This window comes from Nitrospiria bacterium, assembly GCA_035498035.1.
Taxonomy (GTDB): Bacteria; Nitrospirota; Nitrospiria; order JACQBZ01; family JACQBZ01; genus JACQBZ01.
The window spans coordinates 1-18695 of the sequence record DATKAN010000051.1 but is presented as its reverse complement, the minus strand read 5'-3'; the positions used below and the strand labels follow the sequence as shown (position 1 = coordinate 18695).

At 57.5% G+C, this 18695-nt stretch carries 12 protein-coding genes; all 12 read left to right on the top strand.

From position 1 onward, the window contains the following. The first annotated feature begins 438 nt into the window (after nucleotides 1-438). Complete coding sequence (locus tag VMN77_10330) at nucleotides 439-930, top strand: transcription termination/antitermination NusG family protein (GenBank protein HTN44178.1); 492 nt, start codon at nucleotides 439-441, stop codon at nucleotides 928-930. Between the two features lie 125 nt (nucleotides 931-1055). Next, nucleotides 1056-1904, top strand: coding sequence for an XrtA system polysaccharide deacetylase (locus tag VMN77_10325; GenBank protein HTN44177.1), 849 nt, complete (start codon nucleotides 1056-1058; stop codon nucleotides 1902-1904). A gap of 2 nt (nucleotides 1905-1906) precedes the next feature. Next, the gene (gene asnB / locus VMN77_10320; protein HTN44176.1) at nucleotides 1907-3859 is read left to right on the top strand and encodes an asparagine synthase (glutamine-hydrolyzing); all 1953 of its coding nucleotides are present in this window, start codon (nucleotides 1907-1909) and stop codon (nucleotides 3857-3859) included. Beyond that, nucleotides 3846-4103, top strand: coding sequence for an acyl carrier protein (locus VMN77_10315; protein ID HTN44175.1), 258 nt, complete (start codon nucleotides 3846-3848; stop codon nucleotides 4101-4103). The genes asnB and VMN77_10315 overlap by 14 nt, the downstream gene beginning before the upstream one ends. A gap of 16 nt (nucleotides 4104-4119) precedes the next feature. Continuing rightward, nucleotides 4120-5682: an AMP-binding protein gene (locus VMN77_10310; GenBank protein HTN44174.1), complete on the top strand. Its 1563-nt coding sequence runs from the start codon at nucleotides 4120-4122 to the stop codon at nucleotides 5680-5682. 1 nt (nucleotide 5683) lies between these two features. Next, entirely contained in the window at nucleotides 5684-6691 is a 1008-nt protein-coding gene (nadE, locus tag VMN77_10305) for an NAD(+) synthase (protein ID HTN44173.1), read from the top strand. A gap of 20 nt (nucleotides 6692-6711) precedes the next feature. Beyond that, nucleotides 6712-8259 (top strand): exosortase W, encoded by a 1548-nt coding sequence (xrtW, locus tag VMN77_10300; protein HTN44172.1) that lies wholly within the window; start codon nucleotides 6712-6714, stop codon nucleotides 8257-8259. A gap of 71 nt (nucleotides 8260-8330) precedes the next feature. Beyond that, nucleotides 8331-9362 (top strand): FemAB family XrtA/PEP-CTERM system-associated protein, encoded by a 1032-nt coding sequence (locus tag VMN77_10295; protein ID HTN44171.1) that lies wholly within the window; start codon nucleotides 8331-8333, stop codon nucleotides 9360-9362. Then, entirely contained in the window at nucleotides 9359-10588 is a 1230-nt protein-coding gene (locus VMN77_10290; protein HTN44170.1) for a DegT/DnrJ/EryC1/StrS family aminotransferase, read from the top strand. The genes VMN77_10295 and VMN77_10290 overlap by 4 nt, the downstream gene beginning before the upstream one ends. Continuing rightward, a complete protein-coding gene (locus VMN77_10285) occupies nucleotides 10582-11715 on the top strand; it encodes a glycosyltransferase family 2 protein (GenBank protein HTN44169.1) in 1134 nt (377 codons plus the stop codon). Before VMN77_10290 ends, VMN77_10285 begins: the two co-directional genes overlap by 7 nt. 156 nt (nucleotides 11716-11871) lie before the next feature. Further along, a complete protein-coding gene (locus tag VMN77_10280) occupies nucleotides 11872-13035 on the top strand; it encodes a DegT/DnrJ/EryC1/StrS family aminotransferase (GenBank protein ID HTN44168.1) in 1164 nt (387 codons plus the stop codon). A gap of 147 nt (nucleotides 13036-13182) precedes the next feature. Further along, nucleotides 13183-18695 (top strand): DUF4082 domain-containing protein (locus VMN77_10275; GenBank protein HTN44167.1); only part of this gene is annotated, 5513 nt, incomplete at its 3' end.

Sequence of the window (18695 nt, the reverse complement as noted above, 5' to 3'; positions counted from 1 at the left end):
AAAGTTGCTTATTTAAGCCGACGCCTTATTTTATAATAATAAATAATAGCTACATTGATTGATCGATTGCGAAATGTTATTAAACATCGGTTTGTAATGACCGCAATCTTTGGCTATCATGATACTTTCAACGATCCGAATATAGTTGCAATCATTTATTAAACAATAATTTGTGGAGAACATTATAATCTCTAAGGGGCATATTTTAGTATTTAATGGAAAAAATTTTCTCAATTTAAGATTAAACTGCTTTATCTATTGAGTCACCAGTAATGTTCATCCAAATTCGACAGATTTTTTGGTTGAATCCGGACCGCTTAAGTGGCCTGATTCTTGCTTTATCTAATATATTGATTTGACATCGTTAGATACTCGATCGATTTTGGGAGATTTGACCGTCCACCCGTCGTGAGATTGAAACTATCTTCGGAGAATAAAATGAATTGGTACGCGATCCATACCCAGCCCCATCAGGAAACTCTGTCAGAGTCGAGCCTCCAGAGGTTGGGTATAGAGATTTTTTTCCCTCGCCTTCAGCAAAGGAAGATCATTCGACGTGTTGCCCGAACGATTACAGCCCCCCTTTTTCCGGGATACCTCTTTGCCAGATTCAACATGGACACCAATTTCCGAGCTGTGAATTATGCGCGAGGTGTACGGAGAATCGTTTCCTTTGGGCCTGTTCCGGCCATGGTGGATGAATCAATCATCGAATCCATTAAATCGCGGCTCAAGGAGGACGGCACCGCTCTGCAGGGACCCATATTCCGACCCGGACAGACGGTCCGCATTCAGGCCGGAGCGTTCGAGGGCTTGGAAGCAGTGTTCGAGCGGGAGCTCAGTGATCGCCAGCGCGCCATGGTTTTGTTACAGGTGTTGTCCGGTCAGACCCGGCTGATAGTCGATTTGGCGCAGGTCTCGAATTTGTAACCTGGCCATCAGGAACGTGTCTTAGATCCTTCGGCACAGTGTGTATATAGCGATAAGGCCTTGATCTTTAGGAGTTCTTCGAACCGGAATTTCACCGGAATGGCGGTAGCCCGTCTAAAATTCGCATGTTAAATTCATTGACCATTGACGTAGAGGATTATTATCAGGTCTCGGCCTTCGAATCGGTTGTCCGGTTTGAGCACTGGGACCGTCTGGAAAGCCGTGTCGAACGGAATACGTGTCGTATTCTGGACTTGCTGGATGAGCATAAAACTAAGGCTACATTCTTTATTCTTGGATGGGTAGGGGAACGGCAGCCCAAACTGGTGCGGACCATCCATGAGCGCGGCCATGAAGTGGCTTCCCATGGCTACGCCCATCGCCGGATCTATACTCAGATTCCGGAGGAGTTCCGGGAAGAGACCCGAAAATCAAAAAGCATTCTGGAAGACATCATCGGTCAGAAGATCGTCGGTTACCGTGCGGCGAGTTATTCGATTACCCAAAAAAGTTTATGGGCGGTGGATATCCTATCGGAGGAAGGCTTTCTCTACGATTCGAGTATCTTTCCGATTTATCATGATCGATACGGCATGCCGGATCACCACCGTTTTTGCCATGCTCTCAACACGGAAGGAAAGGGGCGCCTGGTCGAGTTTCCACCCTCAACGCTTCGACTCGCTCAGGTCAACGTTCCATTTGGCGGCGGGGGGTATTTGCGATTTTTCCCTTACGCGTTTACCCGCTGGGGCATCCGGCGCCTGAACCTCAAAGAAAATCAACCCGCCGTTGTCTATCTCCATCCCTGGGAGGTAGACCCGGAGCAGCCCCGCCTGGCCGTGGGTGGGTTGTCGCGATTCCGTCATTATCTGAATTTAAACAAGACCGAGGCGAGACTGATCCGTCTGCTTCAAGATTTTCGTTTTGGCACGATGTTGGAAGTTATAAGGGAACGGGGGCTTGGGAAGGTCTGAATATGTGCGGGATAGCCGGAATCCTAAACCTGAACGGTGAAAGAATCGCTCCGGAACTTCTTCGCCGAATGATCGGAATGATCCGGTATCGAGGTCCGGATGACCGCAACGTCTTTACGGAAGGTCCGATCGGCCTTGCTCATGCGCGCCTGAGCATCATTGATCTGGAGGGCGGACGTCAACCGATGCACAATGAGGACCAATCCCTTTGGATTACCTTTAACGGCGAGATATTCAATTACGTGGAGTTGAGGAAGGAGCTGGAAGGAAAAGGACACCGGTTTCGCTCTCAATCGGACACGGAAGTCCTCCTCCATCTCTATGAGGAGAAAGGAGAGGACTGCGTCCATGATCTAAACGGCCAGTGGGCCTTCGCCATTTGGAACGCAAAGACCCATAAACTTTTTCTTTCTCGGGACCGTCTCGGGGTGAGGCCGCTTTTTTACACCCTCACGGATCATGCGTTTATCTTCGGCTCGGAGATCAAAGCCGTCTTGACCCATCCCGATGTCGGGCGGGAGATCAATCTTCGCGCCCTCGATCAGATCTTCACTTTCTGGTATTCCCTCCCGCCCGAGACGATCTTCAAGGGCGTCCAGGAACTTCCTCCCGGCCATTCCATGGTGGTGGAGGGCGGGAAAATCCGGGTTCGTCAATACTGGAAACCGGGGTATCAAAAAAATTCGGGGCTCAGTTCGGAACGGGATTTCGCCGATCAACTCCTGGAATTACTGGTGGACGCCACCCGGCTTCGGCTCCGGTCCGACGTCCCGGTGGGCGCCTATTTGAGCGGGGGGCTCGATTCCACCGTGATAACGGCTCTGATCAAGCGATTCACGGACACGCCTCTAAAGACCTTTTCGGTAACCTTCGATAATCCGGAATTCGATGAAAGTGCCCATCAAAAGGAGGCGGTTCGTTTTTTGGGGACGGATCACCAGGAAGTCCGCTGCAGCCATCAGGACATCGGCCGGATTTTCCCGGAGGTGGTCTGGCATATGGAAAAACCGGTTCTACGAACCGCGCCGGCGCCGCTTTTCCTTCTTTCCCGGCTGGTCCGGGAAAACGGGTACAAGGTCGTGCTGACCGGGGAGGGGTCCGACGAGATGTTGGGCGGATATGACATCTTTAAGGAGACCAAGATCCGGAGGTTCTGGGGGGCTCGACCCGGGTCCCGGACAAGGCCTCTTCTCCTGAAGAGGCTTTATCCCTATCTTCCGAACCTGCAGACCCAGTCCGACGCCTATCTTCAGGCCTTCTTCCATGTGAAATCCGAGGACCGATCCGATCCGTTTTTCTCCCACCTCCCCCGCTGGGGGCTGACGGCGCGGATCAAGATGTTTTTTTCAGATGACGTAAAGGCCTGCCTGAAGACCTACGACGCCTACGCGGAAATGGAGAAACAACTCCCTGTCGAATACTTCGGTTGGGACGGCTTCTCTCAAGCCCAATATCTGGAGGCGGCCCAACTCCTGCCGGGCTACATCCTTTCCTCGCAAGGGGACCGTGTGGCGATGGCCCATTCGGTCGAGGGACGATTTCCCTTTTTGGATTATCGGGTGGTGGAGTTCGCCGGCCAGATTCCGCCCCACCTTAAGATGAAGGTGCTCAATGAGAAATATATATTAAAACTCGCCGCGGGAAAACTCATCCCGGTTTCCGTCAAGAAGCGGCCGAAACAGCCTTATCGGGCTCCGGAAGCCCAAAGTTTTATCGGGGGCGTCAAACAACCCGCCCGACACGAATATGTGGAGGAACTTCTTTCAAGAGGTCGGATTCAACAATACGGGATCTTCAATTCTGAAGCGGTGCTGAAGCTGATAAAAAAGATCCAAGGAGGGCAGGTCGTCGGAATCAAGGATAACATGGCCCTGGTCGGCATCCTCTCTACGCAGCTTGTTGTGGACCAGTTTATAAAAAACTTCGACAGGAGATCCGTCCATGCAGCCGATTGAGCAGCAGTTGCGGCAATTCGTCATCAACAACTTTCTATTCGGCCAGGGGGGTGATCAGCTCTCAAATCATGACTCTTTCCTCGAGAAAGGGATCGTGGATTCCACCGGGGTGCTGGAGCTGGTGGCCTTCTTGGAGGATCAATACCGGATAAAGATTGAAGATGAGGAATTGATCCCGGCCAACCTGGACTCCATTGACAGTCTCATCCGGTTCATCGAGAAAAAGGCGCAAAGGACCCCGTAAAAGCGGAGAAAGACCATTGCAGCTTGAACAATTTCTAGAACGAAGCGCCGGGCGTTTCCCGGAGAAGATCGCCCTGGTCTGCGGGGATCGAAGGCTGACCTACCGTGAGATCGAGGAACAATGCAACCGGCTGGCCCATGGGCTGATCGCATCGGGCGTCCAGCGCGGCGATCGGGTGGCTGTCTATCTGGACAATTCGGTCGAGGCGGCGCTGTCCATCTTTGCCGCATTAAAAGCCGGAGCCGTCTTTCTGATGATTAACCCCACGACCAAAACGGAAAAGCTGGCCTATATCCTGAATAACTGCCGGGCCGCGGTTCTGATCACCCACGCCAAAAAGCTCGACGCCCTCAAGGACGGCTTACAACAGATGCCGCACCTCCGGAATGTTATTGTCGCGGGGACAATGATTAAGGCGGTCGAGAGCGGTGCAAAGCGGTTCGCGTCCCTGAACGACCTCTTGATCGAGCACGATACGTCGGTCGGGGTTCCGGCCAAGAGATGCATCGACATCGATTTGGCGGCCTTGATATACACCTCCGGTTCCACCGGGAATCCAAAGGGCGTGATGATGACCCATCTCAACATGGTCACGGCGGCCCGGTCGATCACGCAGTATCTTGAAAACACCCACGATGACATCATCCTCAGCGCCCTCCCCTTGTCGTTCGATTACGGCCTGTATCAGATCCTGATGGGTTTCCTGGCCGGGGCGACCGTGATCCTCGAGCCGTCCTTCGCCTACCCCCAGGTGATTTTGGAAAGGCTCTCTTCGGAGAACGTGACCGGATTCCCGCTCGTCCCGACGATGGCCGCGATCCTGCTCCAGATGAAGGGGCTTTCCCCCGGACGGTTCCCTCGGCTTCGATACATCACGAACACGGCCGCGGCGCTCCCCCCGTCGCATATCGAGCGGCTGCGCGGCCTGTTTCCGGCGACCCGGATCTATTCCATGTACGGCCTGACCGAATGCAAGCGGGTATCCTATCTCCCGCCGGACCAGCTCGCGATCCGGCCGTCCTCGGTCGGAAAGGCGATCCCGAATACCGAGGTGTACATCGTGGACGAGCGGGGCGGGCGGGTCGGATCGGGGACGGTCGGGGAGCTGGTGGTGCGCGGGGCCCATGTCATGAAGGGATACTGGGAAAAGCCCGAGGAGACCGACCGGGTCCTCAAACCCGGGCCCCTTCCCGGTGAAAAGGTGCTGTACACCGGGGATCTCTTCCGGATGGACGGGGAAGGCTATCTCTATTTTGTGGGTCGCAAGGACGACATCATCAAGACGCGCGGTGAGAAGGTCAGTCCCAAGGAAGTGGAGGCGGTCCTGTACACCCTGTCCGAGGTGAAGGAGGCGGCCGTGGTCGGGGTGGAGGACCCGATCCTGGGACAGGCGATCAAGGCCGTGTTGGTGTTGGCCGACGGGGCGGCGCTTTCCGAGCGCGACGTCATGCGTCACTGCGCGGCCCGCCTGGAAGACTTCATGGTTCCAAAATCGGTCGAGTTTCGATCGTCTCTTCCGAAGACGACGACCGGGAAGATCAGCAAGCGGGAGCTGGGGCTCCCGACGGGAGGGCGCTAGGATGAGGGCGGCGGCTTTCTCGCGCGATACGCTCAGACTGGATCCGGTGCGGGAAGCCGGGCGGATCGAAGCCGCGATCCGGGCGCAGGTGACAAAACAGCTCCGCCGCCGGGGGATCGTGGTCGGGCTCTCGGGCGGGATCGACAGCAGCGTGACGGCTGCGGTCTGCGTCCGGGCCTTGGGCAAGGATCGGGTCCTGGGGCTCTTCATGCCGGAAGAGGATTCTTCCGAGGAAGGTTTGCGGCTCGGGCGGCTGATCGCCGCTTCTCTCGGGATCGCGACCGCCCTGGAGGACATCGGCCCGGTCCTGCGGGCCGCGGGATGCTACCGTCGGCGGGACGAGGCGATCCGGAAGATCGTCCCGGAATACGGCGACGGTTATAAAAACAAGCTCGTGCTGCCCAACGTCCTTGAGGCCGAAGGGTACTCGATCTTTCACATCGTCGTGGAATCGCCTTCGGGCCTTCGGACGAAGGCGCGGCTTTCGGCCGAGGCGTATCTCGGGGTCGTGGCCGCGACCAATTTCAAGCAGCGAACGAGAAAGATGGTGGAGTACTATCACGCGGACCGGCTTCATTACGCCGTGGCGGGGACGCCGAATCGGCTTGAGTACGACCAGGGTTTTTTTGTGAAGAACGGCGACGGCTCGGCCGACCTGAAGCCCATCGCCCATCTTTATAAATCACAGGTGTACCAACTGGCGGAATATCTGGGCATTCCGGAGGAGATCCAACGGCGTCCGCCGACCACGGACACCTATTCGCTTGAGCAAACGCAGGAGGAATTTTATTTCGCCCTGCCCTACGAGAAGATGGACCTCTGCCTCTACGGAAAGAATCACGGGGTCCCGGCCGCCGAGGTCGCCCCGGTGGCCGGCCTGACGCCCGGGCAGGTCATGCGGGTCTGGCGCGACATCGACGCCAAACGAAACGCCACCCGTTATCTGCACCTGTCTCCCTTGCTCGTGGAGGCGGTCGGAGAAATCGATCCGGAGGCCCACCCGAAATGATGGAGCGTGTTCTCGAGAGAATGAGACCTTCCCGTGTTCGACCCTACAGCCCATCGAACGGTCGGGCCCTGGCGCGCGCGGGGCTGCTTGTGGCCTCCTTCCTCTTTTGTTATGTCGGGGTGCTGACGGGCCTGGCGAAGCATTGGTGGTCCGACAACATGTATTCCTATGGATTTCTGATCCCCTTCATCAGCCTATACCTCGTGTGGATCCGGCGCGAGCGGCTTTTGCCTGTTCGTCCCGAGCCCTCCCTTCTGGGCGGATCGGTTCTCTTCGCGGCCGGTTTGCTCATGTTCGTGGCGGGCCAAATTGGCGGAATCACCTCGGTTCAGGAGCTTTCATTGATCGTCACCCTTCTCGGGAGCGTTCTCCTGATACTGGGGGCCCGCGCTTTCAAGGTTCTCTGGTTTCCGGTTGCCTACCTGATCTTCATGATCCCGGTCTGGGAAATCGTGACGGACCCTCTCCATCTCCCCTTTCAACTCTTCTCGGCGACGCTTGGAGTGAGGCTCCTGCAATCCGTGGGCATTCCGGTTTACCAACAAGGAATCTACATTGAGTTGCCCAACATCACCCTTGAGGTGGCGCGGGCCTGCAGCGGCGTGAACTACCTCATCGCCGTGATCGCGATCGGCATCCCGCAGGCCTACCTCTTTCTCAAGGGATGGACGAGGCGGGTCCTCCTCGTCGGGTTTGCCGTGGCCGTCGCGGTGCTGTCGAACGGGCTGCGGGTCGCCCTGATCGGGTTCCTCTCCTACCATGGTCTTGGGGGGGACATCCATGGACCTTATCATGTCCTCCAGGGCCTGTTTGTTTCCGTGGTCGGGTATGCCGCACTGTTTGGCGGTCTATGGGTCTTGACGAGGACTTCGAGTGCCGATCCGTTAAATAAGAGTCGGGAACCCTATACGGTATCCGGATCTATCGCCCGGAATGGAAAAGTTCAATGGATCGGGTGGTCGCTGACCCTGCTTTTCTTGCTGCTGGGAAGTTATGCGCTGTTCCATCAACCCCGGGCCATCCCCTTGAGGGCGGAGATCGTAAATTTCCCCATGGAAATCGGGGAATGGCAGGGAAAGGAGCGGGGGTCGGATTTTCCAATTTACAAAAAGCTGGGTGTTGATAGGGAACTTTCAAGAACTTACTCCTCCGCCTCCGGAGACAAATTGAATCTCTATGTCGGCTACTTCGCCGGCCAGACACAAGGCAAGGAAATGATCAGCTACCAAACCAGTGATCTCCATCGAGAAGCTTCAAAACGAAAATTGGATCTTTCATCCTACGGGCCCGTTGAAATCAACCAGGTCGTCCAACAGGAGGGGAAATACAAGAGAGAGCTGCTCTTCTGGTACGACTTGAACGGCCGGATTGTTGCGGATAAGTACGAGGCCAAGGCTTGGATGGTTTGGGACGGTCTGACCCGGGGCCGCACGAACGGCGCGGTCGTTATTCTGTCGTCCGATTGGGCCATCGACGGGGTTCTTTCCGGAGACCCGGAGGCCCGCGACGCCTTCGTCCGGGAAGTGCTTCGGAATCTGAAGCGTTATCTTCCGGCAATCAACTCATAGCCGCGGCCTCTTGGGCCTAGACGACGGCCGAGGCCGAAAGGGCGCCCCCGCCCGTGAAAGAGATTTTTCTTATGACGATTCGATTGTTTGAAAACGACGACAAAAAACGCTGGGATGAATTTGTGAAACGGGTGGACGGCACCGCCCATTACCACTATTCCGGGTGGAAAACGGTCATCGAAAAGAGCTTTGGACATAAAACGTATTATCTTTTGTCCGAGGATGAATGGAACAACATCGACGGGATCCTTCCGATGGTCCATTTGAAAAGTCGCCTGTTCGGGAGTTTCCTGGTTTCGCTTCCCTACTTTAATTACGGCGGAATCTGCGCGGAGCGCGCCGAGGTCGGCCCCCGGCTTCTTCAAGAGGCGATCCACATCGGGGAACGGGAGAACGTTGAGCACATCGAGCTCCGAGAGGTTCGGGAATTGAACGGCCCGCTGTCAATCAAGAGATCGAAGGTCGTAATGAACCTGAGGCTCCCCTCCAGGGCCGAGGACCTGTGGGGGTCGTTTTCGTCAAAGCTTCGAAGCCAGATCCGCAGGCCGCAAAAAGAGGGACTGATCGCGCGGATCGGCCGGGAGGACGAGCTGGACGGGTTCTACGAAGTCTTTTCAACGAACATGAGGGATCTTGGAACCCCCGTGTATTCCAAATCGTTTTTTAAGAACATCCTTGAGGAATTTGAGGCGTCCACCTGGATCTGCTCCGTGTATAAAGAAAAACAACCCGTCGCGTCCGGGTTTCTTGTGAGCCACAAGGATCGGGTCGAAATTCCCTGGGCCTCCTCACTGCGGGACTATAACTTCTGCAGTCCCAACATGCTTTTATACTGGAGCGCCCTGAACTTTGCCTGCGATCGCGGCTACAGACTTTTTGATTTCGGCCGCTCGACCCCGGGCGAGGGGACCTACCGATTCAAGGAGCAGTGGGGAGCGAAGCCCGTTCCCCTGTATTGGCACTATTGGCTTAGAAAGGGCGGAGCGCTTCCCGAGCTGAATCCCGCAAATCCCAAGTATCGAATCGCCATTAACCTTTGGAAGAGGCTTCCGGTCGGCCTGACACGGCTCATCGGCCCTTCCATCGTGAAGAACCTTCCATGAAGATCCGACGCACCATACCGCCCGCCGCGGCGCCGCTTTTTCTTAAGGACCTCGGCCATGGATTGGTCGGCCTGTTTTCCGGCCGGCGGTCGATCCAGAGGCTGGAGGCCGAGGTGAGGGAACATTTCGGGGTGCGGCACGTATTCTTCGTCTCCTCCGGAAAGGCCGCGCTGGCGCTGACCCTTCTGGCCTTGAGATCGTTGTCCCCCAGAAAAAAGGTGGTGATCCCGGCCTACACCTGCTTTTCCGTTCCCGCCGCCGTTTTGAAGGCCGGACTGGAGCCGGTGCTCTGCGACGTCGATCCCTCGACACTCGACTTCGATCATCGCCTTCTCGAAAAGGCCGTCGATGAAGAGACCCTGTGCATCATCCCAACCCACTTGTTCGGCGTTCCGTCCGACATGGATCACGCCTTGTCCGTGGGACGGTCCCGCGGGGCTTTTGTCGTGGAAGACGCCGCCCAGGCCATGGGCGGGCTACGCGAGGGGAAAAAACTGGGGACCGTCGGCGATGTGGGATTCTTCAGCCTTGGAAGGGGAAAGAACATCACCTGCGGGTCCGGCGGTGTGATCGTGACCCACTCGGACCGGATTGCCGGGGCGATGGCCCGTTGTTATGCGGATTTCAAGAAACCGGCCATATGGAACGACGTGAAGGAGCTCGTCTCTTTAGCCTTTATGGTTTTTTTCATCCGCCCGTCTCTCTTTTGGTTTCCCTCCGGCCTTTCCTTCCTCGGATTGGGGGAAACTAGGTTTCCCGAGGATTTCCCGCTGGAGAGGCTGTCCGCCATGAAGGGCGGCATTCTTCGGAATTGGAAGGAGCGCCTGATGCAGTCTAACCAGGCCCGGGCCGATACGGCCTCCTATCTCAAACGGGCGCTGGGTTCAAAGAGCTTCCGCGAAAATCGCATCCCGTACCTGCGGCTGCCCGTCTTGATGAAGAGCCGTGAGGCCAGGGACCTCGTCTACCGTGCTTCCAAGAAACAAGGATTGGGCGTCAGCCTCATGTATCCGACGCCCGTCAATGAGATCGATAAAATCAAAGCCGCATTTCCCGGTCAAAGCTTTCCCGCGGCGAAAAGGGTGGCCGAGACGCTCCTGGCGATACCCACGCACCATTTCGTTTCGGAGCGGGACCGGTCGAAGATCTGCGGATTATTCGATCGCGGCGGGGAGGCCGGCGCCTTGTCGGATCGATTGTCGAACATTCTGGATCTGCCATGCTGACGGCACTTTTTTGGTTCTCGGTGGCTTTTATTTTTTACGCCTATGGCGGCTATCCTTTGTTGCTCCTGGCCCTTTCGCTTTTCATGGGGCGGCCGGTCGCGAAGGGGGATATGACGCCGAGGGTTTCCTTCATCATCACGGCTTATAACGAGGAGAAAAGGATCCGGGAGAAAGTCGAGAACACGCTGGGTCAGTCGTATCCGCCGGACCGCCTGGAAATCATCGTGGCCTCCGATGGCTCCACCGATCAAACCGACGAGATCGTGAAGCGTTATTCGGCCAGGGGAGTCAAGCTGATCCGGGCCTCCGAGCGGAAGGGGAAGGAAAACGCCCAAAAACTCGCGGTGGAAGCGGCTTCCGGAGAGATCCTTGTTTTCTCCGACGTCTCCACAGTCCTTGACCCCGGCGGGGTCATGAGCATCGTCAGGAATTTTAATGACCCATGCATCGGCTGTGTCAGCAGCGTCGACAGGGTCATTGGCCGGGACGGCCGGGTCGGGGGCGAGGGAAGTTACGTGCGGTATGAGATGTTCCTCCGCCGATTGGAATCCCGGGTCAATACCCTGGTCGGCTTGAGCGGGTCGTTCTTTGCGGCTCGGAGAGAGGCCTGTTTTCCTTGGTCGCCTGATCTGGCGAGCGACTTCAACACCCTGTTCAACTCGGTCAGGATCGGGCTCCGAGGCATCCTGGATCCGGAAAGCGTCGGCTCCTACCGGGACCTCGAGGATGAGAAAAAGGAGTACCACAGAAAGGTCAGGACCGTGCTGCGGGGGATCCGCGTCTTTATGAACCACGTTTATCTGTTAAACCCGTTTCGATACGGTTTTTTTTCGTGGCAATTGTTGAGCCACAAGCTCTTCCGGTGGATGGTGCCCTTCGCGATGATACTGGCCTTCGTCAGCAATATGTTCCTGGCCCGAGAATCGATTTACTATCTTGTCGCATTTCTGGCCCAGGTCGTATTCTATGTCGGCGCGGTCCTGGGAATCTGGCTTAATCGATTGTTCGTCGGATCGATCTTGAAGATATTTACTTATTTCGTGTTGGTCAATCTCTCCATTCTCAGCGCCTGGTATAGCTATGTGCGGGGGGAGCGGATCGTGAAATGGGAGCCTTCCGCAAGATAAATCGGCGATCCAAACGTCGTGTGGACGAGTTGGGATGGAAAAGCCAATGCCATGTTTAAAAAATAATGCCGGACCAAAGAGGTCGGTGCTCATGTTGAGGACCATTTACGGCGGGAAGGTGGAAAGCCAGTGAAAAAATTAGCCATAGAAGGGGGAGTGCCGGTACGTCCCAAGGAGAAATTCCTTGTTTTCGGTGCTCCGATATTCGAGGAACCCGAAATTGAAGAAGTCGTCGGATGCATGCGCCGACGCTGGATCGGGACCGGCCCAAAAGTGTTTCAGTTTGAAAAGGACTTTGCGGCCTACAAGGGCGCAACACACACGGTTGCGCTCAATTCATGCACGGCCGCCTTGCATCTCTCCCTGGCGGCGGCGGGCATCGGGCCCGGGGACGAAGTCATCACAACGCCCATGACCTTCTGTGCGACGATCAATGCCATTATTCATTGCGGGGCCACGCCCGTCCTCGCGGACTGCGATCGGAAAACCATGAATATTCTTCCGGAAGAAATCGAGAAAAAAGTCACCGCCAAAACCAAGGCGATCCTTCCGGTGCATTTCGCCGGTCGAATCTGCGACATGGATCCGATCATGAACCTGGCCCGCACTTACGATCTCATGGTGATTGAAGACTGCGCTCATGCGATCGAATCCGAATATAAAGGGCGCAAGGCGGGCCGCTTTGGAGACGTCGGCTGTTTCAGTTTCTACGTGACGAAGAATGTCGTTACGGGGGAAGGCGGCATGGTGGTCACGGAAGACAGACACATCGCGGAAAGGGTCAAGGTTCTGGCCCTTCACGGCATGAGCAAAGATGCCTGGAGAAGGTTTTCCGACGAAGGATATAAACATTACCAGGTGATACATGCGGGGTATAAATACAACATGATGGATATCCAGGCGGCGATCGGAATCCACCAATTGAAGAGGGTGGAGTCCTACTGGAAGCGGAGGGAGAGTATCTGGGAACGGTATAACGCGGCGTTCAAAGCCCTTCCATGCTTCACCCCGGTCCCGCCGGAGCCGGAAACACGGCACGCCTATCACCTCTACACCCCGCTGGTCGATCTCGACCGGATTGGAAAAAACCGGGATTGGGTTTTGAACGCCCTCACCGCCGAAAACATCGGCGTCGGAGTCCATTATCTTCCGGTTCATCTGCATCCCTATTATCGTAAAACCTTTGGCTGGAAAATCGGTGATTTTCCAAACGCGGAGTGGATAGGGGAGCGGACGCTTTCCCTGCCCCTATCTCCTGCGCTAGACGAAGAGGATACGAAGGACGTTATTACGGCATTTACCAAAGTATTAACAACTTGAGAGGTATATTGGACTGGGCAGGAATTTTCTACAGTGGCGAAGATCGCCTGTTAAATGAACGATGATGCGCCTCACTGTGCCCAAGCCGAGACTTTACCAAGGGAATCCATCATACTCGTACAAACTCTGCCACAGGTGAGGTTGATCATGCTCAATCACAAGGCAACAGCGACCGGTTGGTTATTGGCGATGGCCCAGGCCATGGCCTACGTTATCGTCTGCGGAATGGCCCCCCCATCCGCACAAGGGCAGACTTTCGCCTGCAGTCCGCCGGCTGCCAATCCGATCGTCTGCGAGAACTCCAAGTCCGGCAATCCATCCAGCGAATGGGACATTGTCGGGGCGGGTGACCCGAGCCTCCAGGGTTTCGCCACCGACATCAGCGTCAATCAGGGCCAGACCGTACACTTTAAGATTGAAACGGACGCCGCGGCCTATCACCTCGATATCTACCGGATGGGTTACTACAACGGGATGGGGGCACGGAAGATCACGACGGTGGTTCCTTCCGTCCCCTTGCCTCAGACCCAGCCGGACTGCCTGTCGGATATTACCACGGGGCTCCTGGACTGCGGCAATTGGGCGGAGTCCGCCTCGTGGGCGGTTCCGCCGGATGCCGTCTCAGGAATCTACTTCGCAAAACTTGTGCGGGAGGACACGGGAGGGGCCAGTCACATCGTGTTTATCGTTCGGGCCGACGCTGGAGGCTCCGACTTACTCTTTAAGACCTCGGACACGACCTGGCAGGCCTACAACAGCTATGGCGGCAGCAGTTTATATGACGGACCCAACGGCCGGGCTTACAAGGTCAGTTATAACCGTCCGTTTAACGACCGCGGAAATACCGGCGGTCCTTCGTCCACCTGGGTGTTCAGTGCCGAATACCCGATGGTCCGCTGGCTGGAATCCAACGGTTATAATGTGAGCTACTTTACCAGCATGGACAGCGACCGATACGGCACAAAGATCCTGGAGCACAAAACCTTCCTCTCGGTGGGTCATGATGAATATTGGTCGGGTGCGGAACGCGCCAATGTCGAGGCGGCTCGCGCGGCGGGCGTTCATCTGGCGTTTTTCAGCGGGAACGAGGTCTTCTGGAAAACGCGCTGGGAAAACAGCATCGACGGAACGAACACCTCGTACCGGACGCTGGTCTGCTATAAGGAAACGCTTGCCGGCCAGCCGATCGACCCGGCCGATCCCCCGACCTGGACCGGTACCTGGCGAGACCCGCGCTTCAGCCCGCCGGCCGACGGGGGTCGTCCGGAAAACGCTCTGACCGGCACGCTCTTCAGGGTCAACGGTCCCCGTAACGACGCCATTGAAGTTCCCGCGATTTATGGGAAAATGCGTTTCTGGCGCCATACGAACATCGCGGCCCTTTCACCGAATACAACGGCCACGTTGCCGGACGGAACACTCGGCTACGAGTGGGACGAAGCCCCCGACAATGGGGTTGGTCCCGCCGGGCTGATAAAATTGTCTTCTGTCGCCATCAACATTTCAACGACCGTTCTGCTCGATTACGGCGCTACTTACGGTACCGGCACGGCCACGCACAGCCTCACCCTCTATCGGTCTGCCAGCGGTGCCCTGGTCTTCGGCGCCGGCACGATTCAGTGGTCGTGGGGCCTGGATAGTACCCACGACAACGGGAATTCCCCGCCGGATGTGAATATGCAGCAGGCGACGGTCAACCTGTTTGCCGACATGGGTGTTCAGCCCGCGACGCTGCAGTCCGGGTTGATACCGGCGACGGCCTCGACCGATGTAATCGCGCCGACTTCGATCGTCAGTTCACCGACCCCGGGTTCAAGCCCGGTGCTCGGATATCCCGTCACGATTACCGGAACGGCAACCGATGCGGGCGGCGGTGTGGTGGGCGGAGTTGAAGTTTCCGTCGATGGCGGAGCGACATGGCATCAGGCCTTCGGTCTTGAGAATTGGAGCTATTCATGGACTCCAGGCGTCTTGGGGACCGTTACCTTGATGAGTCGGGCGGTCGACGACAGCGGAAATCTGGAGGTCCCCTCTTCGGGCGTCGCCGTGAACGTGGTCCCCGGTACGATCCCCTACAGTCTTTGGACGAACGCGGCGGTTCCGCAGGTGGCGTCTGCGGGCGACACGAAGGCGGTGGAGGTGGGGGTGAAGTTTTCCTCGGACGTGAGCGGCTATATTACCGGACTGCGCTTCTACAAGGGGAGCGCGAACACGGGGACGCATACCGGCCATCTTTGGACCGGCACCGGCACGCTGCTGGCGGGCGTCGTGTTCACCAACGAGACTCCCCTCGGCTGGCAACAGGTCTCGTTTTCGGCCCCGGTTCCGATCACGGCGAACACCGTGTATGTGGCCTCCTACCATACGGATGCGGGGGCTTACGCGGTCGACCAGAATTACTTCGCGTCGTCGGGATACGATAATCCGCCCTTGCATGCCTTGGCCAACGGGATCAATGGGGCCAACGGGGTTTACGCCTACGGTCCAAGCAGCTTCCCGACCCAGACTTACGCGTCGAGCAACTACTGGGTGGACGTCGTCTTTGCCATCACCGCTTCGGATACCATACCGCCGAATCTCAGTGCGGTTCAGGCGACGGGGATCACGATCAATGGCGCCCTCATCACCTGGAGCAGCGATGAGCCGGCCTCCAGCCAGGTGGAGTACGGGACGACGAATGACGAAAATGAGATATCCTATACCAGCGCCACCCTGGTTGACCCGTCCCTGGTGACAGGCCACACGGTGTCCTTGAGCGGGCTGGCGCCGAGCACCCTCTATCATTATCGGGTAAAGAGCATGGATAACTCCGGGAACCTGGCCACCTCCGGCGATTTCACCTTCACCACGGCTACGCCGGATACGACGCCGCCGGCCCTGGGCGCGATACAGGCGACGGCGCTCACAAGGAGCGAGGCGGTGATCCTGTGGAGCAGCGATGAGCCGGCCGACAGCCAGGTGGAGTACGGAACGACGACGGCCTATGGCAGCGCCACCCCGCTCGACCCGACCCTTGTGACAAGCCACATAGTATCCTTAAGCGGGTTGGCGCCGAGCACCCTGTATCATTATCGGGTGAAGAGCAAGGACGGTTCCGGGAACCCGGCCGCCTCAGCGGATTACACCTTCACCACGACGGCCAACCTGAGTCTTTGGACGGACGCGACGGTTCCTGCGGTGGCATCCCAGGGCGACACCTCTTCGGTTGAGCTTGGGTTCAAGTTTCGCTCGGATGTGAGCGGGTATATTGTGGGCTTGCGTTTCTACAAGGGGAGCGCAAACACGGGGACGCACATCGGCAACCTTTGGACCGCCGCCGGCACGCCGCTGGCCAGCGCCGCCTTCACCAATGAGACGGCCTCGGGCTGGCAACAGGTCTTCTTCTCGAGTCCGGTGGCGATCACGGCCAATACCGTGTATGTGGCCTCCTATCATGCAAATGTGGGGGGGTATTCCGTCACCCGGAATTACTTTGTAAGCGGATACGACAACGCCCCGCTGCATGCGCTGGCCGATGGGGCCAGCGGAAGCGACGGCGTGTACCTGTACGGGGCCGGCGGTTTCCCGACGCAAACCAACGCGTCGACCAACTACTGGGTGGATGTCGTTTTCAGCGCCTCCGATCAAATTCCGCCGGTTCTAAGCGCCGTGCAGGCCACGGGGGTAACGAGCCGCAAGGCGACGGTCACCTGGAGCAGCGATGAGCCGGCCGACAGCCAGGTGGAGTACGGGACGACGACCGCGTATGGTAATGCCGCTGCGCTCAACTCGACCCTGGTGACAAGTCACACGGTATCCATGAACGGCCTGGCGGCGAGCACCCTCTACCATTTCCGCGTTAAAAGCAGGGATGCTTCGATCAACCTGGCCGCCTCGGCCGACTTCACCTTCACCACGGCCCCGCCGGATTTGACGCCGCCGGGTCTAAGCGCGATACAAGCGACGGGGGTCACGGGGAGCGAGGCGATGATCCTTTGGAGTACCGATGAGCCGGCCGACAGTCAGGTGGAGTACGGGACGACGACCGCGTACGGTAATTCCACTCCGCTCAACTCGACCCTGGTGACAAGCCACATGATTCTCTTAAGCGGGCTGGCGGCGAACACCCTTTATCACTATCACGTGGAAAGCAGGGATGATTCCGGCAACCTGGCCGTCTCCTCGGATTTTACCTTTACCACGACGGATGCCGTCAGTCTTTGGACGAGCGCGACGGTCCCTGCGGTGGCATCCCAGGGCGATACGAAGGCGGTGGAGGTTGGGGTCAAGTTCCGGTCGGACGTGAGCGGGTATATCGTGGGCTTGCGTTTCTACAAGGGGGGCGCGAACACGGGGACGCATACCGGACATCTGTGGACCAGCTCCGGAACGCTGATGGCCAGCGCCATTTTTATCAACGAGACGGCCTCGGGCTGGCAGCAGGTCTTCTTCTCGGCCCCTGTGCCGATCATTGCGAACACGGTGTATGTGGCCTCCTACCATTCCGACGTGGGGGGGTATTCGGTCAACCAGAATTACTTTGCATCGTCGGGATACGATAATCCGCCGCTGCACGCGCTGGCCAATGGTATCAATGGGGGAAACGGGGTTTACGCCTATGGAAGTGCGTTCCCGACCCAGACTTACCTTTCGACTAACTATTGGATGGACATTCTCTTCTCCGTCAGCGGCGTGGATACGGTCCCGCCGACCCTCAGCGGGGTGCAGGCGACGGGGATCACGACCGGCGGGGCGACGATCCTCTGGAGCACCGACGAGCCGGCGGACAGCCAGGTGGAATACGGAACGACGACGGCGTATGGCAGTGTCACCCCGCTCAACGCGACCCTGGTGGCAAGTCACACGATTTCCATAAGCGGATTGGCGGGGAGCACCCTCTACCATTTTCATGTGAAGAGCAAAGACAGCTCCGGCAACCCGGCCGTCTCGGCCGACTTCACCTTCACCACCGCCACGCCCGATACGACGGCCCCGGTTCTCAGCGCGATTCAGGCAACGGCAATCACAAGGAGCGGGGCGACGATCCTCTGGAGCAGCGATGAGCCGGCGGACAGCCAGGTGGAGTACGGGACGACGACTTCCTACGGTTCCACTACCACTCTCGACCCGACCCTGGCGACAAGCCACACGGTGTCCTTGAGCGGGTTGGCGGCGAGCACCCTCTATCATTATCGTGTGAAGAGCAGGGACGGTTCCGGCAACCCGGCCGTCTCGGCCGACTTCACCTTCACCACGACGACCGTCTACAGTCTTTGGACGAACGCCACGCTTCCGGCGGTGGCCTCGCAGGGCGACACGAAGGCGGTGGAGGTGGGGGTCAAGTTCCGCTCGGACGTGAGCGGCTATATCGTGGGCTTGCGTTTCTACAAGGGGGGCGCCAACACGGGGACGCATATCGGCAACCTCTGGACCAGTACAGGCACATTGCTGGCGAGCGCCACCTTTACCGGTGAGACGGCCTCGGGCTGGCAGCAGGTCTTCTTCTCGAGCCCGGTGCCAATTACCGCGAACACCGTGTACGTGGCCTCCTATCATACCAATGTGGGGGGGTATTCGGTCACCCGGAATTACTTTGCAAGCGGGTATAACAACGCCCCGCTGCACGCGCTGGCCGATGGGGCCAACGGGGGCGACGGGGTGTATCTGTACGGGGCCGGTGG